At 58.5% G+C, this 24,252-nt stretch carries 20 protein-coding genes; 10 read left to right on the forward strand and 10 right to left on the reverse strand.

All coding sequences use genetic code 11. The features are described 5' to 3' along the window. Window positions 1-33 precede the first annotated feature (33 nt). The 4 genes from E1180_RS16605 to katG form a co-directional block, all read right to left on the reverse strand. The gene (locus E1180_RS16605; protein ID WP_155192724.1) at window positions 34-2,646 is read right to left on the reverse strand and encodes a DUF3141 domain-containing protein; all 2,613 of its coding nucleotides are present in this window, start codon (window positions 2,644-2,646) and stop codon (window positions 34-36) included. A 12-nt stretch (window positions 2,647-2,658) separates the two neighbouring features. Next, a complete protein-coding gene (fabI, locus tag E1180_RS16610; RefSeq protein ID WP_155192726.1) occupies window positions 2,659-3,420 on the reverse strand; it encodes an enoyl-ACP reductase FabI in 762 nt (253 codons plus the stop codon). A gap of 167 nt (window positions 3,421-3,587) precedes the next feature. Then, window positions 3,588-4,355 carry an alpha/beta hydrolase family protein gene (locus tag E1180_RS16615; RefSeq protein ID WP_155192728.1) on the reverse strand — a complete coding sequence of 256 codons (768 nt, stop codon included), beginning with the start codon at window positions 4,353-4,355 and terminating at the stop codon, window positions 3,588-3,590. 750 nt (window positions 4,356-5,105) lie between these two features. Next, window positions 5,106-7,277, reverse strand: a complete 2,172-nt coding sequence (gene katG, locus E1180_RS16620; protein ID WP_155192730.1) for a catalase/peroxidase HPI — start codon at window positions 7,275-7,277, stop codon at window positions 5,106-5,108. 188 nt (window positions 7,278-7,465) lie between these two features. On the opposite strand from katG, the gene E1180_RS16625 reads away from it, so the two are divergent. After that, on the forward strand, window positions 7,466-8,359 hold the full coding sequence (locus E1180_RS16625) for a hydrogen peroxide-inducible genes activator (RefSeq protein WP_155192732.1): 894 nt from the start codon (window positions 7,466-7,468) through the stop codon (window positions 8,357-8,359). A 23-nt stretch (window positions 8,360-8,382) separates the two neighbouring features. Here the strand turns inward: E1180_RS16625 and E1180_RS16630 are convergent, their stop codons facing one another. Next, complete coding sequence (locus tag E1180_RS16630) at window positions 8,383-9,087, reverse strand: ParA family protein (RefSeq protein ID WP_155192734.1); 705 nt, start codon at window positions 9,085-9,087, stop codon at window positions 8,383-8,385. Between the two features lie 367 nt (window positions 9,088-9,454). Between E1180_RS16630 and E1180_RS16635 the strand changes: the two genes are divergently transcribed. Beyond that, window positions 9,455-10,360, forward strand: coding sequence for a lipase family protein (locus tag E1180_RS16635; RefSeq protein WP_155192735.1), 906 nt, complete (start codon window positions 9,455-9,457; stop codon window positions 10,358-10,360). Between the two features lie 138 nt (window positions 10,361-10,498). Here the strand turns inward: E1180_RS16635 and E1180_RS16640 are convergent, their stop codons facing one another. Continuing rightward, window positions 10,499-11,464 (reverse strand): LysR family transcriptional regulator, encoded by a 966-nt coding sequence (locus E1180_RS16640; protein ID WP_155192737.1) that lies wholly within the window; start codon window positions 11,462-11,464, stop codon window positions 10,499-10,501. A gap of 95 nt (window positions 11,465-11,559) precedes the next feature. Here E1180_RS16640 and E1180_RS16645 point away from each other — a divergent pair, with 95 nt between their 5' ends. The 5 genes from E1180_RS16645 (at window position 11,560) to E1180_RS16665 (ending at window position 17,186) form a co-directional block, all read left to right on the forward strand. After that, window positions 11,560-12,207: a class I SAM-dependent methyltransferase gene (locus E1180_RS16645; RefSeq protein ID WP_155192738.1), complete on the forward strand. Its 648-nt coding sequence runs from the start codon at window positions 11,560-11,562 to the stop codon at window positions 12,205-12,207. A gap of 115 nt (window positions 12,208-12,322) precedes the next feature. Beyond that, entirely contained in the window at window positions 12,323-13,279 is a 957-nt protein-coding gene (locus E1180_RS16650) for an HlyD family secretion protein (protein WP_155192740.1), read from the forward strand. Then, complete coding sequence (locus E1180_RS16655) at window positions 13,276-14,214, forward strand: ABC transporter ATP-binding protein (protein WP_208997194.1); 939 nt, start codon at window positions 13,276-13,278, stop codon at window positions 14,212-14,214. The genes E1180_RS16650 and E1180_RS16655 overlap by 4 nt, the downstream gene beginning before the upstream one ends. Beyond that, on the forward strand, window positions 14,211-15,356 hold the full coding sequence (locus E1180_RS16660; RefSeq protein WP_155192742.1) for an ABC transporter permease: 1,146 nt from the start codon (window positions 14,211-14,213) through the stop codon (window positions 15,354-15,356). The genes E1180_RS16655 and E1180_RS16660 overlap by 4 nt, the downstream gene beginning before the upstream one ends. Before the next feature lie 210 nt (window positions 15,357-15,566). After that, the gene (locus tag E1180_RS16665; protein ID WP_196220630.1) at window positions 15,567-17,186 is read left to right on the forward strand and encodes a di-heme oxidoredictase family protein; all 1,620 of its coding nucleotides are present in this window, start codon (window positions 15,567-15,569) and stop codon (window positions 17,184-17,186) included. A gap of 276 nt (window positions 17,187-17,462) precedes the next feature. Here E1180_RS16665 and E1180_RS16670 read toward each other — a convergent pair whose 3' ends face one another. The 4 genes from E1180_RS16670 to E1180_RS16685 are packed head-to-tail and all read right to left on the reverse strand — an operon-like array spanning window position 17,463 to window position 21,394. Beyond that, on the reverse strand, window positions 17,463-18,293 hold the full coding sequence (locus E1180_RS16670; protein WP_155192746.1) for a heme ABC transporter ATP-binding protein: 831 nt from the start codon (window positions 18,291-18,293) through the stop codon (window positions 17,463-17,465). Continuing rightward, window positions 18,290-19,423 (reverse strand): FecCD family ABC transporter permease, encoded by a 1,134-nt coding sequence (locus E1180_RS16675; protein WP_155192747.1) that lies wholly within the window; start codon window positions 19,421-19,423, stop codon window positions 18,290-18,292. Before E1180_RS16675 ends, E1180_RS16670 begins: the two co-directional genes overlap by 4 nt. Before the next feature lies 1 nt (window position 19,424). Continuing rightward, window positions 19,425-20,309: a heme/hemin ABC transporter substrate-binding protein gene (locus E1180_RS16680; RefSeq protein WP_155192749.1), complete on the reverse strand. Its 885-nt coding sequence runs from the start codon at window positions 20,307-20,309 to the stop codon at window positions 19,425-19,427. Further along, a complete protein-coding gene (locus E1180_RS16685) occupies window positions 20,306-21,394 on the reverse strand; it encodes a hemin-degrading factor (RefSeq protein ID WP_155192751.1) in 1,089 nt (362 codons plus the stop codon). Before E1180_RS16685 ends, E1180_RS16680 begins: the two co-directional genes overlap by 4 nt. Before the next feature lie 266 nt (window positions 21,395-21,660). Between E1180_RS16685 and E1180_RS22260 the strand changes: the two genes are divergently transcribed. The 3 genes from E1180_RS22260 to E1180_RS16695 are packed head-to-tail and all read left to right on the forward strand — an operon-like array spanning window position 21,661 to window position 24,245. Then, window positions 21,661-22,470 (forward strand): TonB-dependent receptor plug domain-containing protein, encoded by an 810-nt coding sequence (locus E1180_RS22260; RefSeq protein ID WP_208997195.1) that lies wholly within the window; start codon window positions 21,661-21,663, stop codon window positions 22,468-22,470. Window positions 22,471-22,492: 22 nt separating this feature from the next. Then, window positions 22,493-23,752, forward strand: coding sequence for a TonB-dependent receptor (locus E1180_RS22265; RefSeq protein WP_341873562.1), 1,260 nt, complete (start codon window positions 22,493-22,495; stop codon window positions 23,750-23,752). A 58-nt stretch (window positions 23,753-23,810) separates the two neighbouring features. After that, window positions 23,811-24,245, forward strand: a complete 435-nt coding sequence (locus tag E1180_RS16695) for a hypothetical protein (protein WP_155192753.1) — start codon at window positions 23,811-23,813, stop codon at window positions 24,243-24,245. Window positions 24,246-24,252: the final 7 nt, after the last annotated feature.

Here is a 24,252-nt window from a genome sequence, read left to right on the forward strand (position 1 = left end):
CGGGCAAAAGCCAGATTGGCCGGGAGGTCCGGCCTATTCGGCCGGCTCCTCGGACTTGCCCGATCTGGACCGCGGTTTACGGGCCGCCGGTTTGTTCGCTGCTGCGGGCTTGGGCGCCGCTTTTCGGGTGGCAGGCTTGCGCGGAGATGCTTTCGTCGCTCCACTGGCCGCGGTGGCCGCTTTTTCCGGTGCCTTTTTGGCTGCCGCCGGTTTCGTAGCAGATGCCGACTTTGCTTCTGGCTGCACATTTTCCACCAACGGATCTTCCGTGACATCGTCAGACACCGGTGGGAGATCCAGAATCTTGTGGAACGTCTGCAAGACCTCCAGCGTGTGCGGGGTCATCTCGTCAATCGCCCCTGGAATAAACCGCACGACCTTGGACGCCAGCTCGCGTTCCTCTTTGGTCCTGAGCAGGCTTGGGAGGGTCGCAACCGCCTGATCCGGCGCAAACTCCGCAATCAAGGTCTGTTCCTGCAGCATGAAGCTGCGTTCATCGGGCGTCAAAGACTTGAACGGCTCATCCTGGGTCAGAACCCTCGCCGACCGCTCAAGGCGGTCACGCCGGACATTGCCCCGGCTGTCGGCAAGAAGGATCAGCATGCGGATGACCGCCTCGCAGAAACCGCCTTCCTCGATATGCATGAGCGCGGCCTGGACTGGAGGCAGACTGCGCAGTTCCTCCTTGCTCTTCAGGGTCCGCCCAGGCTGATGGGTCCGGCCGAACCAGCGCATATAAGGTGATCCCCAAATGCCATAGAACATGTTCTCGTACGCGGTGTCGCGCATGTCGCGGAACAAGTCGAGTGACTGCTCGATAAGCGCGGCATTGGCATTTTGCAAAGCAACAAACGGATTTGACGCATCCGCAGGTGTGCGCTCCGCCTTCACCCGGTCCGCCAGGCTTTCCAGGCCGTTCAGGAACGGGTTCATGCTGGACATCATCGCCCGCTGCAGGCGCAGCGGGTGCGTTTTGCGCCGGAAATCTGCAGACTGCTCCGTGACTCCGGCCTGCACCCATGGGCGCACGCAGACATCGTAGAATTCTGCTTGCTGTTCCGATGTGCGCGCAACCGCTGCAAACGGGATCTCGTCATCGCGTCCATCATCGATCTTCTTAAGATCATCCATCTTGCGGTCGTGGAACGAAACCGTGAACTTGCGGTCCAGCAACCCGCCTTCATAGTCATCGATGGTCATCTCATAGAGGCCGGGCGCCAAAGCCTCGATGGTTTTCAGCGTCGAGGTGACCTCGGTGTGTTCCTTCTTTGCGATCTGCGAGGAGACGAAGATCCCGAGGTGGCCGACCTGATCATGAACCATGTAGATGATCCGCTGGCCACGGATGGCAATTTCGCTTTCATCAGCATAGGTGTCGATAATCCAGTTGAGCGCCTGCTGCGGCGGCGTGATGTTGTCGCCCCAGCTTGCAAAGACGATGATCGGTGCCCGGATCTGCTTGATATCAACGTTGCGTCCCGGTTCCAGCTGGGCTTCGTTCTTGGCAAGCTTGTTGCCGACGAAGAGCTGTTCGACGATCCATTTCATCTCCGCTTCGTTGAGCAGGAAGTATCCGCCCCACCAGCGTTCGAACTCTAAAAAGCGCTTCGGCTCCGTGTCGACCTTGGCGTAAAGATCGTAGTACTTGCCGAAATAGTTCCGCGCCGGGTTCAGCATCTCGAAGTTCTGGACAATATCCGCGCCATCGAACACACCGTGGCCGAGATCCGAATAATACATGGCATTGTAAGTGCCACCCAAAATGCCGCCATTGTAGCGCATCGGGTTTTCGCCGACCCGTCCCGCCCAGGTGGAGACCGGCGCGCCGTTCAATACGATCGGCCCGGTCAAGTCCGGGTTGCTCGCCGCCAGCAGCAGGGTCGCCCAGCCGCCCTGACAGTTGCCGGTGACAATCGGGTTGGGCGCGTCCGGGTGCTCTTCCATGACCTTTCGCACGAAAGCGGCTTCGGCGCGGGTCACATCCGCCAGCGTCTGGCCCTTTTCGGGCATGCGTTTGAATGCAACGAAATAGACCGGGTGGCCGTCGCGCAGCGCAACTCCCACCTGACTGTCCGGTTTGAACCCGCCGATCCCGGCTCCGTGTCCAGCCCGTGGGTCGATGATGACGTAGGGGCGCTTCCACGGCTGCATGTCGCGGTGTTCGCCGTCCTGCGGCGGAATGATCCGCAGCAGCATGTAGCAGCACGGGCGCGGAAGATCCGCACCATCGACCACCACCTCGTAGTCATAGATCAAAACCGGCGGGCAGCCGTCAGCCTCATGTTCAATAAAGATGTCGCCGCGCTGGCGCAGCGTATCCATGGTTAGCACCATGCGCTGTGCCGCGTCCTGCCAATAGCTTTGCCAGGCATCGAGAAGCGATCCGTTTTTTTGCTGGACAGCCATGGCTTCCATGGTCTCCCCAAGATCCGCAATGCTTTTCTGCCAGCGGGTCTTGTGGTTGTCCGTAATGCCGGTCAAGTGCTTTGTCAGGCCGCGGCCCATCAGCTCGCCGAGGTTCGACAATTCCGTTGCCTGTGCCTGCAAGGCGGTAAAGCGTTCAGACGGTGTCCAAGCCGTCGCGTCGGTCAGGGAATTCAGGAATTCGTTCTGGCCTTCTTCGAATGCGTCGAATATGTCCTTCATCCGGACCTCCTGTCAGAGAATGCTGTAGCCGCCATCGATCGGGTGGACCCCGCCGGTGACGTTGAAGGCTTCGCGGCTCGCCAGAAAAGCGGCGTATGCACCGGTATCCTCGATGGTTGCCAAGTGGTGGGTCGGCGCTCTTGAGGCCGCATCGTTCAAGAGATCGTCAAACTCGGCGATTCCGGACGCCGCCCGGGTTTTCAACGGACCGGGCGACAAGGCGTGAACGGAAATGCCGCGTGGACCCAATTCGGCCGCGGCATACCGGACGGATGCTTCAAGAGCGGCTTTGACCGGCCCCATGACGCCGTAGTTGTTGACCACTTTTTGAGCCCCCATGAACGACACCGTCATGCAGGTTCCACCGTGGGGCATCAGAGGTTCGGCATGACGGATCAGCCTCAGGAACGAGTGGACCGAAATATCCATGGCAAGCGCAAAGCCATCGGCGGAGCAATCCACCACCCGACCATGCAGATCTTCCTTCTTGGAAAAAGCGATGGAGTGCAGGACCGTATCGAGTTTGCCCCAGGTGCTGCGGATTGTCTGAAACAGGGCCGCCATCTGCGCCTCGCTGCGCACATCCAGAGGCATGATGATGTCGGCTCCAAGGTCTTCCGCCAGGGGCCGGACATGGGGCTCGGCTTTTTCATTCAGATAGGTAATGGCCAGATCCGCACCCTGCGCCTTGAACGCCTTGGCGCAGCCATAAGCAATGGACTGATCGTTCGCGACCCCGACGACCAACGCTTTTTGACCGGATAAATCGAACATGAATGCACGGCTCCAATAAGAGGGTCTGCGCGGATTTTTCCATGCAGACATGGCAAATCACGCGTTGCAACGCGTTGTTGACTTCACCTTATCGCAGTGCAGCATAACTGGTGTGACGAAACTATGAAATTTGGGCCGGATCAGGATTAGTGCGGATATGCCAGCACTCAGGAAGACCGGCCGAGATGGTTGAAAAAGAAGCTCAGCAAGCGCTCATTATGCAGGTTCTCGCCTTCTGAATCCGGCAGGTGATCCTGCCCCTCATAAAGATGGACCTCTGGATCACGTCCCGCGGCGCGCAAGCGCTCCGCCAAACGTTTTGTCATTTCGGAGCTCCAGACCCGGTCTTTCGTGCCGTGGGACAGCATGATGGGGCCGGAATACGCCTCCACCTCGATCGGCGTTGTCGGCAGAAGACCTTCCGACGTTCCCTTCCAGGTCCAAGCCCTTTTTGCCAGGTCCCAGGCCTGCCACCCCGGATCGCCGCTGTCCCGATAGGATTTGGCATCGAAAGCGCCGCAGATGACATCCGCCGGCGCATGGGCGGCAACGGCATCGGGGAGCGGGGTCAGCCCTTCCTTTGACATCAGCGATGTCACGAGAAGGGCCTGTTCACCGCCGCGAGAGACCCCATAGAGGCCCACCTTGCCATTACAGGCTGAAAAGCGGCGCAAAGCATGAAGCGCTGCCACCGTCCGGTCCAGCGGTACGTTTTCGATGGCACCGGCATTCCAGGCATTTCCGCCGACCGAGTAAGCGTGCGGATAAGCCAGGAATCCATGCGCGGCAAACAGCGTTGCAGTCCGGTGCGACCAGCCGGACAGACCGCCTTCGGATCCGTGCAGAATAAGAACGGCGGGAAACGGCCCCTCGCCCGCCGGCCCGTATGTGGTCCCGAAGTCCGGCAGCAAGCGGCGGTGAATGGTGAGTTTCATGGGCTGCCTATCAGAGAAAGAACGATCAAAAAGTTGCATCTGAAATTAATAACAACTTTTCGATGACAACCAACAATAATACCCAAGTTGTTAAACCGGGCAGCCATGATGCCGGCTAACTCATCCTCTGCCTCACCGGCCTTGGGCCGCCCCTCCCTTGTCGTCCCGGACGCAGCGGAGCGGAGATCCGGGATACACGCGTTCCCAGAGATCAAGCCTTATCCGTTGGGTCTTTCGGCAAGTGAAATCGTGCGTGGGTCCCCACACATTCCCGCGTCGCGGGCTGCTGGATGGCAATCTGTGAAGGTTTGGCAAGACTTCTCCCCTCGCTCCGTCATCCTCGGGCTTGACCCGAGGATCCATGCCGCTCCCTCGCCACAAGCAGGGCTGATCGAGTGGATACCTCACGGTATGGATCCCGCATCAAGTGCGGGATGACAGCGGAGGATGTGGTGGGCTCTCACCTTTCGCGGTCAGCGGCCGTCAAAGCAATGAGTTGATGACGTTGTTCATGGAAACGCCGTAGCGGGGTGCCGGTTCGCCCTATCCCGCCTTGAAGAGCCTGCTCCCGACATGATCGGGGTGGTCATCCATCCCTTGCCCCAAGCCCTTCCAATTGTAAGGCGAGGAAGCGGCATGACGGCGCGAAAGAATAGCGCGCTCCCTGATCAGGTCATCAAATACAAACGGCCCCGGAGATCCGGGGCCGCTCAATAGTCTAGTCATGGCCGAGATTGCCTGAGACGGCAATCAGGCCAGCTCAAACCGGTCGGCTTCCATCACCTTGGTCCACGCAGACACGAAATCGAAAACGAATTTTTCGTGGCTGTCGTCCTGGGCGTAGACTTCAGCGTAGGCCCGCAGGATGGAGTTGGACCCGAAGACCAGATCCACACGGGACGCAGTCCATTTGGTGGTTCCGGTCTTGCGGTCACGGATGTCGTACTGGCCGTCACCGGTATGGATCCAGCTGTTGCCCATGTCGGTCAGGTTGACGAAGAAGTCTGTCGTCAGAGCGCCTTCCCGGTCGGTGAAGACACCGTGCTTGGCGCCGCCATGGTTGGTGCCGAGCGCACGCATACCGCCGACAAGGACTGTCATTTCTGGTCCGGTGAGACCCAGCAGCTGGGCGCGGTCGAGCAGCAGCTCTTCCGTTGCAACGGCGTAATTCTCTTTGACCCAGTTGCGGAACCCGTCATGGATCGGCTCGAGCGGTTCAAAGCTGTCGCCGTCAGTCATCTCTTCGATGGCATCACCACGGCCCGGCTCAAACGGCACTTCGATGGCGAAGCCGGCAGCGCTGGCCGCCTTCTCGATGCCGACATTGCCGCCAAGAACGATGGTATCAGCGACGGAGGCTCCAAACTTTTCGGCCAGCGGCTCCAGAACACCCAGAACCTTGGCAAGACGGGCCGGCTCGTTGCCTTCCCAGTCTTTTTGCGGCGCGAGGCGGATACGGGCGCCGTTGGCGCCGCCGCGAAGGTCCGACTGGCGGAAGGTGCGGGCACTATCCCATGCGGTCGCGACCAGCTCAGAGACTGTCAGGTCCGTTGCGGCAATCGCAGCTTTCAGACCGCCAATATCGTAGTTGAACGCACCAAGCGGAACCGGATCCTGCCAGATCAGCTCTTCTTCAGGTGCATCCGGGCCGATATAGCGGACGTTCGGCCCCATGTCGCGGTGGGTCAGCTTGAACCAGGCGCGTGCAAAGGTTTCCTTGAAGTAGTCCGGGTCAGCCATGAATTTTTCGCAGACGGCGCGGTAGGCCGGGTCCATCTTCATGGCCATGTCGGCATCGGTCATCATCGGCATGCGGCGGACGGACGGATCCGACGCGTCGACCGGCATGTGCTCTTCCTTGATATCGACCGGCTGCCACTGATTTGCGCCTGCCGGGCTCTTTGTGAGTTCCCACTCGTAGCCGAACAGCAGCTCGAAATAGCCCATGTCGAAGACGATCGGGTTGGTAGTCCAGGCGCCTTCGATACCAGAGGTCACCGCTTGAGAAGCGACGCCCTTCATGTTCGGGTTGATCCAGCCAAAGCCCTGGTCGGCAACATCGCCGCCTTCCGGCTCCGGACCAAGCGCTTCAGCGTCGCCATTGCCATGCGCCTTGCCGACAGTGTGGCCACCGGCGGTCAGGGCCGCGGTCTCCTCGTCGTTCATGGCCATGCGAGCAAAGGTTTCGCGCACCTGCGCTGCGGTTTTCAGCGGGTCCGGCTGGCCGTTGACTCCTTCCGGATTGACGTAGATGAGGCCCATATGGACGGCCGCCAGCGGGTTTTCGAGCGTGGACGGGTCGTCCAGGTTCTCATAACGCTCTTCACTTGGCGCCAGCCATTCTTTTTCGGCACCCCAATAAACGTCTTTTTCCGGATGCCAAATGTCCTCGCGGCCAAAGGAGAAGCCATAGGTCTCCAGGCCCATCGATTCATAGGCAACGGTGCCTGCAAAGAGGATCAGGTCGGCCCAGGAAACCTTGTTGCCGTACTTCTTTTTCAGCGGCCACAACAGGCGGCGGGCCTTGTCGAGGTTGCCGTTATCCGGCCAGGAGTTCAAAGGCGCAAAGCGTATGTTGCCGCCAGCACCGCCGCCGCGGCCATCGGCAATCCGGTATGACCCGGCAGAGTGCCACGCAAGGCGGATCATCAGACCACCGTAGTGGCCAAAATCGGCCGGCCACCAGTCCTGGCTGTCGATCAGCAGCGCCTTCATGTCTTCTTTCAAGGCACCGAAGTCGAGGCTCTTCAATTCTTCCTGATAATCATAGTCGTCGCCCAGCGGGTTGGACTTGGTATCGTGTTGATGAAGAATGTCCAGGTTAAGGGTCTTCGGCCACCAATCCGTGACGGTCTTGCCGGTCTCGGTCAAGCTGCCGTGCATGACCGGGCAACCGCCGCCATTGTCCACTTTTGCGTCCATGAGTATCTCCCTGTGGCATCTGCCATCAAAATATCTGCATGACCTAAATTGGCGGTCATGCATCCAAAATCCATGTGTCCGATCCTAAAGCCGGAATTTAAACCGGCTATGTCAGAACGGTTCTAAACTAGCAAGCAGTTATAATCAGTAGAAGTTGTATTTTCTAATAAAGGTGATAATTTTTTCTGATGATCAATATCACCCTCAAACAGCTCCGCTATTTCGAAGCTCTGGCGCGCCACAGCCATTTCGGGCGGGCCGCAGAAGACTGCGCGATTTCCCAGCCGGCGCTCTCCATGCAGATCAAGGAACTGGAGGCCACCCTTGGTGCACCGCTGTTCGAACGCACGGCCCGGAACATCTCCTTGACCAGCTTTGGTGAAGAGGCAGTGGTGCGGGCACGGGCCATTTTGAGGTCTGCTGACGAGCTGGGTGACCTTGCCCGTGCATCGAAGGACACGCTTGAAGGCCGGTTGAGAATTGGCGTCATTCCAACGGTGGCCCCATACCTGCTGCCGCAGATCGTCAGCAGCTTGACGGCGCGCTATCCGGGGCTGGATATCCATGTCCGCGAAACGGTAACCCCCAAACTTGTTCAGGAGCTGACCGACGGCCGCCTCGACACCGCTATTCTGGCCCTGCCCGTGTCCGAGCCGGGCCTTGCGGAAACGCCTCTATTTGAAGAAAACTTCGTGCTCGTCCGGCCGGGCAGCGAAGCCAACATGCCCGTCCCTTGCGCCGACAGCCTCAAGGAGATGCGGCTCTTGCTCCTGGAGGAAGGCCACTGCTTCCGCGACCAGGCTCTTTCCTTCTGCGATATTCAAACCGGGCGCCCGCGCGAAGTTCTGGACGCCAGCTCGCTGTCAACGCTCGTACAGATGGTCAATGCGGGGATGGGCGTCACTTTCATTCCAGAAATGGCGGTGCCGGTGGAAACGCGGTCGGCGGATGTTGCCATCAGCCGGTTCGCGCCCCCAGAACCGGCGCGCACCCTTGGCATGATCTGGCGAAAGACAAGCGCTCTCGCCCCGCAACTGCAAACCATCGCTGACATTGTGCGCGAGGCCGCCCACCGGACATGAGCCGAATTTAGGAGTTCAAGTAATTAGCTCGCGCGCTTGAAAATGTTGTACCAGCGCTTTTGCGGAACCGTAATCGCCCGCTCAAGCAGCTCCGCCGCATAAAGCGATGCATTTTCCTTGGCTTTTTTCACGCCGGACACTTGTGCCGGATCGAGATCGGACAAGCCGCCGCCAAATTCGAACAGATCGCGGAACGCCGCCCGTTCAACAATAGGCGTCATCAGAACATCGATGTTCTGTGCCTGGAGGAAGTCCTGAACCGCCTTCATGGCACGGGTGGTCACCGCCGCATTGGTGCGGGTCAGCACCACACAATGCTTGATGTCGTGCCGGACGATTTTTTCCAGTTTCTTGATCAGGCTCAGGATTTTGGCCCCGCCGCGGGCATCCATGCTGGACCCCTGGATCGGAACAACGACAAGATCGGACACGGACAGCGCATTGGCGACAATCAGGTTTTCCGTACCCTCCAGATCCACGATGACATAATCGGATTGTTCTGCCGCGAAGGTTATCTGCTCGGTGATCGATGCAGGAGAAACCTCGCTCACCACGGAAATGCCACGGCTTGCTCCGGGCAACTCGTGCCATTTGGAGATCCATTTCTGCGGATCGGCGTCGAATATGGTGACACGTTTTCCTCGGGCAGCGACTTCTGTCGCCAACAAGAGAGCGGCCGTTGTTTTTCCGGCTCCGCCCTTTGCGTTTGCGAAGGAAATGACTGGCATGTGGGGGTCTCCTAAGCTGGCCCGTGCACTGTCTAAGCAAGTAGGCCTTTGGCAGCCTATCTCACTGCGCAGTCTTCGATTTTTATGGTTACCAATTTCTTAAATTCGCAAAATGAACGTCGGATATTCAGAAAGTGTTAGGAATTTGCCCGCCAACCGCCGATCCTGCTCGGTAGAATTTGCAAGGCCATTGGCCGGGTCTTGTCCGATGCAAATTCGGCAAGCGGTGATTCCGTTGACATCCGCCGGGCGCTTCTAAGTTCAGGATAAGCGCCACGATGGTGCTTGACCGCGTTGCTATGCCTTTTCATGGCGCGTAGGTTAAGAGCGATTTCGTGCGCATCGTTTCCGGCAACAGGAATGGCTGATGATCCTCACCAGTGCTCGTCCGTGGCATCGCTTTTTGACCCTGGCATTGACGCTTTTCATGGCCGCGATGGTCGCACCACCTGCGCTTGCGCAGAGCCTCAAGCCCTACAAGGACCGCTTGTTCCAATACAAAAAGGTTCACGAGACGCTTTACGGCGGCGACTTTCTGGTTGTCGAATATTCCAAACAGCGGGACCTGAGGGACCGTGACGAAGTCGATGAGCGCAGGGTCTTTGGCAATTACGTTTCGTACCGGCCCAAACGAAGCCGCGGCGGCGGCGAGCTGAACGTGAATGGCCGCACGCTCAAATACATGGGCACGGGCAAGTGGAAAGGCGGGGCAAACGCGATTGTTCTTTACATCCACGGTCAAGGCGGCAACCGCTTTCAGGGCATGAACGACGTCTCGTTCGGCGGCAATTTCAACCGGATCCAGAACCTCATGGTCCGCAATGGCGGCGCCTACCTGACCGTTGACGTCAACTCCTTCGACAAGCGCGGGACAGCTGACATTGCCGCCTTACTTCAACAGCAAAAACAGATCTCCCCGCGAGCCAAGGTCGTCGTGGCCTGCGGATCCATGGGCGGGATCATTTGCTGGAATCTCATCAAGAACGCCAATTATGCGCGTCTGATCAATGGCATTGTGCTGCTCGGCTCCCCCAAGGATCCGAACTTCCTGTCCTCCGGCGCCCTGTCGCGCAATGTGCCGATCTATATGGGTCAGGGCACGCTTGATACGGTGTATAATTGGGAAACTCAGGCCAACTTCTTCAAAACGATCAAGGCGCGGGCACCGGGTTATCCAATCAAGTTCACTTTGTTCGACACCGGGACCCATGGCACACCGATCCGCATGACCGACTGGCGTCTCGTGCTCAACTGGATGTTTGCGGCGGGCTAGGGCAAGTCGCGTTTAAACGGAATCAGGTTTCGCTGCCATTCGGTTGTACCTCCTACGCAAAACCTGATGTTACCTGGATCTATATAAACGCGGCACGCCATAAATCAGCAGGCGATAAAACGGCATCGGTTGCCGGCCTCACTCGGCGGTCTGAGCCTGATAAACGAATGACCCATCAAAAAGCGGTTCCGTTGTCCGCACCCGCCGGGCGGGAGCAACGGCGAGCAATCCATCCGCGAGAAAATCAAAGACCAGACGGATCCTCCGGCTGGTGTTGAGTTCCCGGTGCGTGACAAGCCAGATCGGAAAGGTCACTGGCGCCAACTCATCAAACACGCTGTCAACTTCCGGGCACCTGTCCGCCACCTCGTCCGCCATCATGGACAGGCCTAGGCCCCGGCGGACATATTCCCAAGACACCACGCCGCTTGGTGAACTGACTTTGATATTGGCAAGGCTCACCGGCAGCCCAAGCGCCTGCAAGTGCATCACGAATTCTTCGTTATTGTCATAGCCAACGAAATCCAGGTGTCTTGCATCCTCCAGCGAGACCGGCCGGTTCAGACGGTTGAGAAAGCTGCGGGCTGCATATATCCGCGCCGGAGCGTCCCGGAGTTTGCGGGCATAAAGATCAGGATGATCTGGTGCCACATGACGGATCGCAATATCGGCTTCCCGGCGTCTGAGATCACTCAGCGAGTTGCTGCAGTGAAGCCTGACCTCAATGCCCGGGGCGGCTTTGCGCAATGCGGTGAGGATTTCCGGCAGGATATACGCCGCCATTATGTCGGTGGCAGCTATCGTGACGAGCCCGTCGATCTGTTGCGCCTGACCGGAAGCAGACAGGGATACCCGGCTTGCCGCCTCGCCCATGGCCCGGACATGATCGGCCAGTTCCAGGCCAGCCTGGGTCAGGACAAGGGATTTGGAAACCCGTTCAAACAGCGTCACCCCAAGGGATGCTTCGAGAGCTGCCACCTGACGGCTTAAGGTCGGCTGGGTCAGCCCAAGCGCCCGCGCAGCCGCCGACAGGGACCCTTCTTCGGCCGTCACAAGAAACGCCCGGGCCTGATTCCAATCAAAGTTGATGCTTTGCCAGTTCATGCAAATATGTATATCACCTCCCCATATTTCCGCAATTTACCTTTGATTTTCGTATCAATAAGACGGGCTGAGTTTTCACCAACTGGAGCTGAGCCATGGCAACGCCCGACCACCTTTGGACCAAGATGTCCCGCAAATATGCGGCCCAGCCGATCAAGGACCAGGCCGCTTATCAAGAAACCCTGTTACGGACCACGGAACATCTTGGCCCGGATGACCATGTGCTTGAACTGGGATGCGGAACCGGCTCGACAGCTTTTTTGATCGCACCTGCCGTCAAAACGTATCTCGCGACCGACTTCTCCTCCGGGATGATCGGGATCGCAGAGGAAAAGATGGCAGCCGCCCGGCAGGCAGGTGATGCGCCTGAAGGTTTGCGGTTCGCGGTCGCCGAAGGTTTTGACGAAGCGGTCGAAGCTGACCCGGACCTTGGCGGCTATGATGCCGTGCTCGGCTTCAATTTCCTGCACCTGATCGAAGATCCGGCAGCCCTTTTGACCCGCGTCCGCACATTGATCAAGCCGGGCGGGTTGCTGATCACAAAAACCGTGTGCCTGCGCAAACGGGCCTGGCTGTTTGCGCCTCTGATTGCTGTCATGCGTTTTGCCGGCAAGGCACCTTACGTGAACATGCTCTCCTTTGACGGGCTGGAAACTCTTATCCAAGATCAAGGGTTCGAGCTTATTGAAACCGGCACGATTCCCGAGCCCTACAGCCGGTTTGTCGTGGCCCGCAAAGTCTGACTGCTGCCTTTTTGCGAACAGGCTAAGAAAGACAATTCCATAGCCGGGTCTCCGCAGGCGCGATAAAGTAGAGCATCGATTCTCAAGTCGCTCTGTCGTGCCGGGGACCCTTACCATGCTGCGAACGCCCGCCCGCTTCCTCCTTTTGGCCGCCCTATTCCCTGCCCTTGCCGCTTGTACGGACGATATGGATGGCGTTGCGCTGGGAACGCTGGAACGCGACCGTGTCGCACTGACAGCCACTGCCGCCGAGGTCCTGATTGAGCTGCCGGTGCCGCAGGGCACGCAGGTTGCCAAGGGAACGGTCCTCGCCCAGCTTGATCCTTCTGAACAGCTCGCCATCGTCAATCAGGCCCGCGCAGAGGTAGCCAAGGCCAGAGCCAATCTTGAAAAGCTGGAAAATGGCGCAAGAGCGGAAGAAATCGCCAAGGCAAGAGCCGATGCCGCCGGGGCAAAGGCCGAACTGGTGGATGCGCAAGCCACATTCCAGCGCTATCAGGATTTGACCGGGCGCGGCACCACAAGTCAGGCACAGCTCGACAGCGCAAGAGCTGCCCGCGATGCAGCCGACGCCACCTTGCAAAGCGCGGAAGAGCAATTGAAAGAGCTGGTGACCGGCACACGTCCGGAAGACCTTGAAATTGCACGCGCAGAATTGGCCGCGGCCGAAGCCAGCCTTGCGACACAGGAAAAGATCCTGTCCGATCTCACCATCACGGCTTCGAGGGACGGCGTTCTGGATAACCTGCCCTGGAACCTTGGGGAGCGGGTCACTGTTGGCAGCCCGGTTGCAATCATGCTTGCCGGAGATGCCCCCTATGCAAGGGTTTATGTTCCGGAGCCGCACCGGGTCAAAATCAACGAAGGCGACAGCCTCGAGGTCCGTGTCGACGGGCTCGACGAGACACTCCCGGGCAAAGTCCGCTGGATCAGTTCGGACCCGTCGTTCACGCCCTATTACGCCCTGAACCAGTCAGAGCGGGCAAGACTGATGTATGTCGCGGAGGTCCAGTTGCCCGAAAGTGCCAGCGACCTTCCAAATGGCGTCCCGGCCCAGGTGCTCCTGCCGTGAGCGCTGCCCTCTCCGATATCGTGGTCCGCGCCGAAGGCCTCGTGAAGAGTTTCAAGGGGTTCCGGGCGGTTGACGGCCTTGATCTCACCATCGAACGCGGAATGATTTACGGGTTTCTGGGCCCCAATGGCTGCGGAAAGACGACGGCCATGCGCATGCTCACAGGTCTTTTGACCCCAACAGAAGGCACTGTGGAAGTGCTCGGCCTGTCCGTGCCGAAAGATGCCGAGACGCTGAAATACAAAATCGGCTACATGACCCAGTCCTTTTCGCTCTATGGCGATCTGACCGTCCGCGAAAATCTGGATTTCATGGCAACGATTTACGGCCTGTCCGGCAAGCGCCGGAAGTCCCGCATCGGCGAGGTCATGGAGCGCTACGAGCTGACGGATCTTGCCAACCGGTTTGCGGGCAAGATGAGTGGCGGCCAGCGTCAGCGCCTTGCCCTGGCAACGGCAGTCCTTCACGAGCCCCAGCTTCTTTTCCTAGATGAACCGACATCGGCTGTGGACCCGGAATCCCGCCGGCACTTCTGGGAGCAGCTATTCGATCTCGTGGAAGCCGGCACGTCCATCGTCGTGACGACCCATTTCATGGACGAGGCTGAGCGCTGCCACAAGATTGCGATCATGGAGGCGGGCAAAAAGCGGGCCGACGGCCGGCCGAAAGACCTAATGAACGGGATGGGCGCCAATGTCATTGAGATCGAGGCGCCCAATCTTCGCGCGATCCGGCACGACCTGCTTGGCTCGGATGGCATCCTCGCAGCGGCGCAGCTCGGGGCGCGGCTGAGGGTTCTGGTCAAACAGGAGATTGCCGATCCGGAGGCATTCTTGCGGGCCAACCCGGCACTTCACCCGGCTACCGTGATCGAGAAGGTGAGGCCCAGCCTCGAAGACGTCTTCGTGACGACCACCGGAGAGGGCCGCCAATGAGATCGCTGTCGCGGATCGCCGCAATTCTTTTGAAAGAATTCAACCAGCTGCGCCGGGACCGGATGACCTTCGGCATGGTGATCATGATCCCGCTGATCCAGCTCATCCTCTTTGGCTATGCCATCAACACCAATGTCCGGGACATTCCTGTTGCTGTGGTCGACTTGAGCCAGACCGGCATCAGCCGTGTGCTCACGCAGATGGTGGAAGCCACACGCGTTGTCAAAGTCACCGAGCACCATTCAAGCGTTGAAGCCGCCGAGGCCGCGATCAAGTCCGCACGGGTGCGGGCCGCGTTCATCATTCCAAATGATGTCGCTCAGCGCATTGCCCGCTCCCCGGCGACAGGCCTTGGCACGCCCGCCTCCACGGATGAAGAAACGAGCCGTCCGGTTGCCCAGTGGATCGTGGACGGGTCGGACACGATGATTGCAAGTTCGATCAAGGCTTTGCGGTCCATGCCCTTGTCCGAACTGTTCCGCGAGGCGCCGAACCGGTCGACCCCGACCTTTGAAGTGGCCTTGTTCTTCAATCCAGAGCAAAGGACGGCGATCAACATCGTGCCCGGCCTTGTCGGCATCATCCTGACCATGACCATGATCATGTTTACGTCTGCTGCGATCGTGCGCGAACGCGAACGCGGCAACATGGAAATGCTGATCAACACACCCGTCAAACCGCTGGAACTGATGATCGGGAAGATCATTCCCTACATTTTCATCGGACTCATTCAAACGGTCATCATTTTGGGTCTCGGGCACCTGCTGTTCAATGTTCCCTTTGGCGACAAGACAGTCGATCTGTTCGCCGGGACGCTCCTGTTTATCGGAGCCAGCCTGTCTTTGGGGCTTGTGCTGTCTACGATCGCGCAGACGCAGTTGCAGGCAACGCAGATGACCGTCTTCGTGCTGATGCCCTCAATCCTTTTGTCCGGATTCATGTTCCCTTACGAAGGCATGCCGGTGATTGCGCAATATATTGCCGAGGTCCTGCCGGCCACACATTTCATGCGCATGATCCGGGGGTTCGTCCTGCGCGATGCCGGCCTGCTCGATCTGCACCGCGATGTTCTCTGGATGGCCGGTTTCTTCGTGATCGGGATGATTGTTGCAGCCCTCCGGTTCAAGAAACGCCTGGATTAGGCCGACCCATCATCAAATCTCTAGGCGGCCTCATCACTGCCACAATCACACTTACAAATACTCACCCTAGATACAACACGCATCGCGATGATTTATTTCATGCTTAATCATGTAATGTACAAAATTTAATAAAATATTTTTCTTTAGATTACTTTCAAACTGAAGCAACATTATTTTCCATAACGTCTATAAAGATGAATGGAAAATAAAATGATCTTTCCAGCTGAACGTCAACTTGGATTACTCTGCACAGCAGCTCTCGTTTTACTGCCCCTCCCAACAGCAGCCGAAGAGCCTGCTCCCGTTCAGCAAAGCGAATTGAACGCACTCGTGCAAGAAGACCCGGCAGCAGCCTTTTTGGATGCTTTTGAAGCTGGCGATGAACTCACGGAAGCAACGTTCACGGCTCGGCGCGGCGTCGGCGCCAAAGTCAACCAATCAGGGCAAAGGTTCACACGGTTTCCACGGTCCGATCTGACCGCGTTTGGTGAATGGACCAACCACTTGCCAAAGCGTGAAACCGGTCCGGTTGCCCAATCCTGCATTTCCTGCCACTCCGCGCCCTATGCCAACGGTGCCGGACCAAACCCGCTGAACGGGATCGTTGACCCGCTGCACACGGGGGACCCTTCGAAGTATTTGCACCGCAACACACCTCACTTGTTTGCGCTCGGTGGCAAGCAGCGCATCGCGGAGGAAATGACCGCTGACCTGAAAGCTCAAGAAGCGCTTCTGGAAAAGGATGTGTGCACCTTGAATGAAGCGGCATCCCGGCCACTCTCGGCAAAAGGCGTTGCATTTGGCACCTTGTCCGCCAAACCCATGCTCGATCCGGATACCGGGATCTGTGTTGCCGATTATGACCGCAGCGCAATTGAAGGCGTCGACCCGGACCTGGTGGTCAAAGTGTTCGGCTGGAAAGGATCGCACGCGACCCTGCGTGCCTTTACGCGCCATGCGGCGCACAACGAACTTGGAATGCAAGGTGAGGAGCTGGTCGGCGGTCATGATGGTGACCATGACGGCGTGACCAACGAGCTCTCGGTCGGAGACCTGACGGCACTCACGATTTATATGGCGGCACTGGAGCGCCCAACGTCAAAGCTGGAACTGGCCGCGCACGACTTGATGGACCTGACACCGGAGGAAACATCTGAAATACGCCGCGGTGAAGTGATCCTGGCCGAAGCCAAATGTACCGGTTGCCATTTGCCTGTCATGAAAGTATCGACACCCATCTTTAGCGAGCCAAGCCTACAGGCTGGTTTCAAGGAGGACGTGTTTCCGTCTGGCCAACCCGCAGCAGAGGCAGGCCTTTCCGCTGACACTGCCATCTGGTTCGATCTGACCACGGATTCCCCGAACAATCATGTAATCACTGCCACCGGCAATACGCTTAACCTTGGAGCGTTCCCAAAAGCGGAAGACGGCTCTGCAGAAATTGCATGGTACTCGGACTTCAAGCGCCATCACATGGGCGAAAAGCTTGCCGATCCGATCGACGTCCACGGGTTCGGGGCAGCCACCTGGCCTACTGCGTCTCTCGCCGGTGTCGGCTCGACCGGCCCTTGGCTGCATGACGGCAACGCAACGACATTGGAGGCGGCCATCCTGGCTCATGGCGGGGACGCCGAAGACAGCCGCCGGGCTTATGAAGCTTTGGCGGACGATGACAGGAAAGCCCTGATTGCCTTCCTTGAAAATCTTATCATCATTGATCTCGATCCTGAGGAAGAGGAACAGCAGGAAGATCACGCTGACGCATCCAAAGCTCCAGCGGCGACACCAGCGACACTCTTGGTACGAGCTGTCCCGTCCCCCAAACCGTAAGACCAAACTCTGCCCCTCCGGATGTTCTCGGTCATGCGCGGCACGGATCCGGCATGACACAAGAGAAAATGGGACGAGTGCGCAAAGAAGCGCTGCGCAAGGTTATGCGCAGCGCTTTGTAGCCAACCTGTTGCTTTCCGGCCTTTGAAGCACCGGACCAAGGCCGCAGGGGCGAAGGCAGGGGCCGGCAAATCCGTACTGACGTTTTGCCCGAAACCCCTCTAGAAACTGGCGCCAACGAAACACCAATCCGCCTGGCCTTTTGCGGCCGCACGCTTATTCCCGGCAAAGCACATGAATGCTGTCCCCCGACCGGATGACATCGAGCTCCGCCTCGAATGTCTCGCTGAGCTTCCGGCTTTCCAGCATGTTTTCAACCGGACCGTGGTCGAGCAGCCGCCCCTGTTTCATGATGGCCACCTTGTCCGCGAACCGGGCTGTCAGGTTCAAGTCGTGCATCACGGACACAACCCCTCCGCCCCGCCTGGCGTAATCCGCCGCAAGGGCCATGATCTGGTACTGGTGCTTGATATCAAGACTGGACACCGGTTCGTCCAGAAACAGCCAGCGCGGAACGCCATCCTTGGACACCGGCTCCCATACCTGGCACAGCACTCTGGCTAGCTGGACCCGCTGCTGTTCGCCGCCGGACAGGTCCTGATAGGTGCGGCCCTCAAACCCGCTCAAACCGACCTTATGCAGGGCATCCGCTATCCGGCCCGCCCGTGCCGGACGGCCTGCGCGAAGATCGAGAAGACCCAGTCCGATCACTTCCGCGACGGTCAGCGGAAACGACAAATGACTCGCCTGAGGCAGCACGCCGCGTATTTCGGCCTGGTCTTCAGGGCTTGTTGCGCGGACGTCCCGTCCCGCCAGCTCTATCCGGCCCGAGTAGCTTCGTTCGCCGGTGATGGCCTTTAAAAGCGTCGTTTTCCCGGACCCGCTCGGTCCGATGATCGCGAGCAGCTCGCCAGCCTGGGCCGTGAAGGACACGCTTCTGACGATACCGGCCCGTCCTATGGAAACGCTGACGTCACCGACACTCAGGAACCGGCTGGCCGGATCTTCACAAACAGGAGTTTCGTGGGATCGTGCAAGTGCGGTCATAGTCCGCTCAGCCCCCTGTTTTTCAAGAGAATCCAAAGGAAGAACGGCGCTCCGGCAAAGGCGGTAATGATCCCAATGGGCAACTCTGCAGGGGCTACAATCGTTCTTGCAAGCGTGTCGGCCGCAATCAGAAGAATGGCACCAAGGAGCGCTGCTGCGGGCAAAAGGAACCGGTGATCCGGGCCAATTGTCAGGCGCAAGAGATGCGGAACGACAATCCCGACAAACCCGATCCCGCCGCTGACCGCCACGGACGCACCGGTCGCCGCGGCAACCAGCAGGATGCTGATGTTCTTCAAGCGCTGGACACGTATCCCGATATGCGCGGCGGCGGCTTCGCCAAGCGTCAGCGCGTTCAGACCGCGCGCGAGAAACGGCGTTGCAAACAACATGGCCAGAATGATCGGTGCGGCTGACGCAACTTTTTCCCAGTTGGCACCGGCAAGCGACCCAAGCCCCCAGAATTGCAGATCCCGAAGTTCCTGATCATCGGCCACATAGACAAGCAGACCCGTGGCCGCGCCGGTGAGAGCGCCCAGCGCAATGCCTGCCAGCAACAGTGTTGCGACCGAGGTAAATCCACCGCGTGTTCCGATCCGGTAAAGAAGCAGTGTGTTGATCAGACCGCCCGCAAAAGCGGCAATCGGTACGGCATAGATCCCGAGCACGGCCATGACAGGCGCAAGAGCTGCATTGCCGAGCACGATGAACAAGGCCGCCCCGAGGCCTGCGCCGGCGGAAACGCCAACAATGCCCGGATCAGCCAGGGAATTCCGGAAAAGGCCCTGCATCACCGCGCCGGAGACGGCAAGTGCTGCCCCAATCAGCGCGCCGAGGACAACTCTTGGCAAGCGGATCTCGGTAACAACAACCCAGTCCCGCATGGAGACGCTTGCTGGAAGCTCTTCTGCTGTGAAGAGCTTTGGCACATGCGGAAGCAGATCCAGAACCGGGACCGTAATCGGTCCTGTCGCCAGGCTGCCAAGGACTGTAACCCCTAGGACAAGCGCCAACAGGAGGATCAAGGAGCGTGCAAGAGCGGCCCGGTCACCTTGCCGTGCGGCCGCTAGACCTGTCCGTTCGGCCAGCCATCCCGGCCGTGCATTCGGGAACGTTTCTCCAACGGCCATATCAGCTCCGGAAGGCTTTCAGCTCTGCCGCCAGATCGCGTATGGCATCTGCGGTCCGGGGCCCGAAACCGAGCAGATACTGACCATCCATCTTGATAAGCCGGTTGTTTTTTCCAGCCGGGGTTTGGGACAAGGCAGGATGGGAGAAAAGCTCGTCCGCTGACGCTGCATGATCTCCTTCCCGGTCCATCATCAGCACCACATCCGGCGCAGCGCTCAGAAGTGCCTCATCACTGAGCTGCTTGTAACCGGAGAATGCCGCCACGGCGTTGGTTGCCCCGGCCAGTTGCAGGATGCCATGCGCGGCCGTGCCACTGCCGGATGCCATAATCCGGCCGCCAGCGGTAGACAGAACGAACAGGACACGGATTTCCGGGCTTCCGGCATTTGCGTCTCTCGCGGCGGCGTCAAGACCGGCCTCCATTGCCACAATCAAGGCGGCTGCCTTGTCCGGTACACCCAGCGCCTCTCCGACCGCGCGAACCTTCTCCACGATGCCTTCTGGCGTGAAGCTGTTGGGAATGTCTGCAATCGGAAGCCCGGTTTTCTTCAGGACATCCACGGCCTCTTGCGGACCGCTCCCATCCAGCATCAGCACCAGATCAGGATCAACAGATAGGACACCTTCCGGCGACAAGGCGCGGATGTAACCGACATCCGGCAAGTCTTGAGCTTCTTCCGGGAAGACACTTGTCGTGTCCCGCGCGACCAGCCGGTCCTCCTCGCCCAAGGCGTAGACAATTTCGGTGACCGATCCGCCCACCGCGACAACCCGCAGAGCATCCTCACCAGCCCAAAGCGGCTTACCGGTCATGAAAAGGGCGGCTGCCGTGAGCAAACCGGCCGTCATGAATTTAAGGGATTGCCCTATGTTCAAATAGGTCATTCAGCTGCTCCAAGATTGATCGCCCGGTCCAGTTTCGGCAGGTTTTCGGCAAGACCGCGCCAATCCGCGCGCTCCGCATTACCCTCGCCCCGCACTCCGAAAAAACTGATGATCTGCTGCCCGTCGCTGGCATAGGCCTCAACCGAGGTCACGTGGCCAACATCTGCAGGTTTTCTGACCGCCCAGACCTCATGGATTTGATCCGTGCGCAGATGCAGATGGAACGTTGGATCCATCACATTGATCCATGGTCCCTTGGTCATGACCGTTTCCACCTGGCCGGAATGGATCTGGATGCAGCCGCGGTTGCCGACGAAGCACATGATTGGAATAGCTTCAGAGGCCGCGTGCCGCAGCAGAGCCGGAACAGCCCCTTTGTCCAGCGGCCATGCCCAGCTCTCTCCGGCAAGCTCGAAGGCACTGACCCGGTCAAGGTCCAGATCCTTCAAAAGGCCATGGAACTGATGGGGATCCGACATGGCCTGCCAGCGGTTTCTCAGTTCCGTTTGTGCGCCATCTGCCGGCACCTTCCGGCTGAACGGCTTTGCCGGTGTCACCTCCGGCAGCCAATCCGGCGTCTGATCTGCGCTCAAAAGCGCTGCGACCAGATCATCCCAAGCCGCCATATCCGTTTCCGGGCGTGCATGAATTTTCTGGACGGCGTCTCCATGCGCATCAAAGAATTGCAGCGACCGGCGCACATCTTGTCCCTCATGCTTATCGACCGCAAATCCGTAAATCCAGTTGGCCGGGAACATGCGGGTATCGATATGCTCACCGAGCATCAACGCGGCCCGTTTGCCGTTCACGAACTTTTCGAACGGCCCGATTTTTTCATGCACGGCGCTCTCGTTCCGCGTGAGCGCCATGACGGTTCCGACCTTTTTCAGGCCGTCAAACAAATCCTCGAACCGGGGGTCAATCCGGCATGTGCCATGGCCGACAAACCCCGCCACAAGCTCAGCCTCGGAGATACCGAGGGACCGGGCGAGATCGCGTTCGCGCATCTTCGGATACTGGGAACGCGCCGCTCTGATTACGGCTGCATCCGGCCTTGTTTCTGCATGGAACTGGTCAGCAGTCATGGGTTTGCCTTCGTCTGAATAAGTCGTTTCCGCACCTGCACTCCGACCAAACGCACCCCACCCAGAACGGAATAACCCATTGGATTAGAAACTTAATCTTGAATCATTCCAAGAAGGCGGGAAATCGGCACAAGCGCGATCTAATACTTGACTCGTATACTCATGTTTCATATTCACCGCAATACCTGAGTCACTGACTCATGTTTAAAGCGCCGTTTGAGAGGCGGCGAAAAGGACGCGACAACGCGCACTCTTGGAGAAGTATTATGGGGCTCACAAAAACCTGCCAAACCCGTTTGATGGGCGGGGTTGCACTATGGGTTTTGACATTTACCGGCAGCGCGTATGCGCAGGACGGCGCATTCGAAGACAGCGCAACACCATTGCAGCGTATCGTTGTCGGGACCGGTGTCGACAAGGTCGCTATTGACACGCCGCAAGCCGTAACGGTGCTTGATCAGGACGCAATTGACGCGCAACAGGCCCGTACAATTGGCGATGTGTTCAAAGAGATACCGGGGGTCATGCCAATCGGCAGCAACTCGGTGTTTGGAGAAAGCATCAACATCCGCGGGATCGGGGAAAACCTGTCCTCCGACGAGACCCGGATCATCCTGCAAGTCGATGGGGTCAACAAGTTTTTCGAACAATACCGGATGGGATCGTTTTTCTCTGATCCGGAGCTTTACAAGCAGGTGGAGGTTCTGCGCGGACCGGCCTCCTCAACGCTTTATGGATCTGGCGCCATGGGCGGGGTGGTCACCTTCACCACGAAAGACGCGAGCGACTTTCTTGATCCCGGCGACAAGTTTGGCGGCCGCCTGAAAACCTCCTGGGACTCCAATGGCAACGGCTGGCTCGGCAGCGCGATTGTCGCAGCAGAGCCTATTGAAAATGCCGAGATCCTGGGCGCGTTGAACTACAGGAAATCACAGGACCTTGCCGACGGCCAAGGCAATGACATCGACGATTCCGATTTTGATTCGATCAACGGCCTGATCAAGGGCCGTTACACATTCGGCGCAAATAACGATCAATCCGTCCTTTGCAAGCTATCAGCGCTGGACCAGCGATGAAGACAACCAGGGTTATGACCAGATCACCTGGGGCACGACCTTTGGAAATGTCGACCGGACGGTAACAGATCAGACCGCGATTGCCGGTTATGAGAATGCGTTCACCGGCAACAATCTTCTAGACTTCAAGGCTCAGGTCAGCTGGTCCGACACGCGGGTCAAGCAAAGCAACATGGACCCGGTTTGCTTTGGACCTACGACTTGCGTCTACGCGTTCGGCCTAAATTCCGAATATTCCTATGAAACCTGGCAGGGCAAGGCCGATAACGTATCCACGTTCGACCTTGGAAGTGACTGGATGGCCTATGTCACGACCGGTTTGGATGCCCAGTACCAGGAACGCCGCAATCCCCGCGACATGGGCGCCTATACCCAAAGCGGATCCGCTACCCATCCGGAGGGCGAAACCAAAAACATGGGCGGCTTCGTTCAGACAGAGTTTGTCTGGAACGACCGCGTGACCCTGATCCCCGGCATGCGCATCGACTATGGCAATGTCTCGATCGGCAGCTACACGGACAGCAGCGGCGATACGGTTACCTTGAATGAGGAAAAGACCAAGATCGGCTACTCACCGAAACTGGCGGCCATGGTCAAGATGACCGATTGGCTTGGCATCTTCGGATCGGTCGCACACACCGAACGCCTGCCATCCCTGGATGAAGTCTTCTCGAACTACACCGTCAATGCGATTGAGAAGGAAAAATCCAACAACTTCGAGGCAGGCTTTACACTCGCCTTTGATGACCTGGTCCGCGGCGGCGATGCCTTCCGCCTGAAAACAACCGCCTTCCGGAACAACATTACCGACTATTATGCAAGCTACTGGAACGGCACCACTGTGGTGACCGACATTATTCCGGAAGCCCGGTACGAAGGGTTCGAGGTCGAGGCGTCCTACTGGACAGACACGATCTACGGGACACTTGGGGCATCCGTCATCCGCGGTAAAAACCGCGACACAGGCGGCGACCTGAATGCCGTTCCAGCCGACAATGCCTTCCTGAAGATCGGGTATGTGCACCGCCCCTGGAATCTCGATTTCGGCTGGCGGGGTGACTTCTACGCCGCCCAGGACCGGGTCGGCACTTCCGGAAACACGACCGCCGGATATGCCCTTCACAACCTTTATGCGGCCTGGAAGCCGGACGAGGGCCTGATGGCGGGTAGCGAACTCCGGTTCAACGTCGACAACGTCTTCGACAAGTCCTACCGGAACCACCTGGATGGCGACGAAGGCGCGGGCCGGAGCTTCAAGTTGAGCTTTGCGAAGACGTTCTGATTGAACCGAGGGTGCCCGGACCATGCGGGCACTCTCCCCTGTTTGAAGGAGACCCGGCATGCCCCCGTTAAACTGGACCTTGTCTGTCTACGCCGTGGCCATCGCGGCCGGCACTGTCTTTGGCCCTGGTGCCGTCGAAGCGGCTGACCCCGTGATTTCGATGGAACTCAACAAGACCGAGCCGTCGGGCGCAGGATGCCGGTTCTCGTTTGTCCTTCGGAATGAGACCGGACGGGATCTGCCCGCAGCCGCCTATGAAGCTGTCCTGTTCAACACAGACGGCGTCATTGATCAGATGTCGGTGCTGGAATTCGGAGCCTTGACGTCTGGCAAGACGGTGGTCCGCCAGTTCGAAATGCCGGGTGTCGACTGCACCAAGGCCGGACGTCTTTTGATCAACGGTCCGGTGGGATGCACTGCCACCAACACGCCCGGACATTGCTCTGCCGCTCTGACTGTGTCGAGCCGGTCAACCTTCCCTCTTGTTCAATAGGAATTTG

It is taken from the genome of Roseibium denhamense, assembly GCF_009711415.1.
GTDB classification, from domain to species: domain Bacteria; phylum Pseudomonadota; class Alphaproteobacteria; order Rhizobiales; family Stappiaceae; genus Roseibium; species Roseibium denhamense.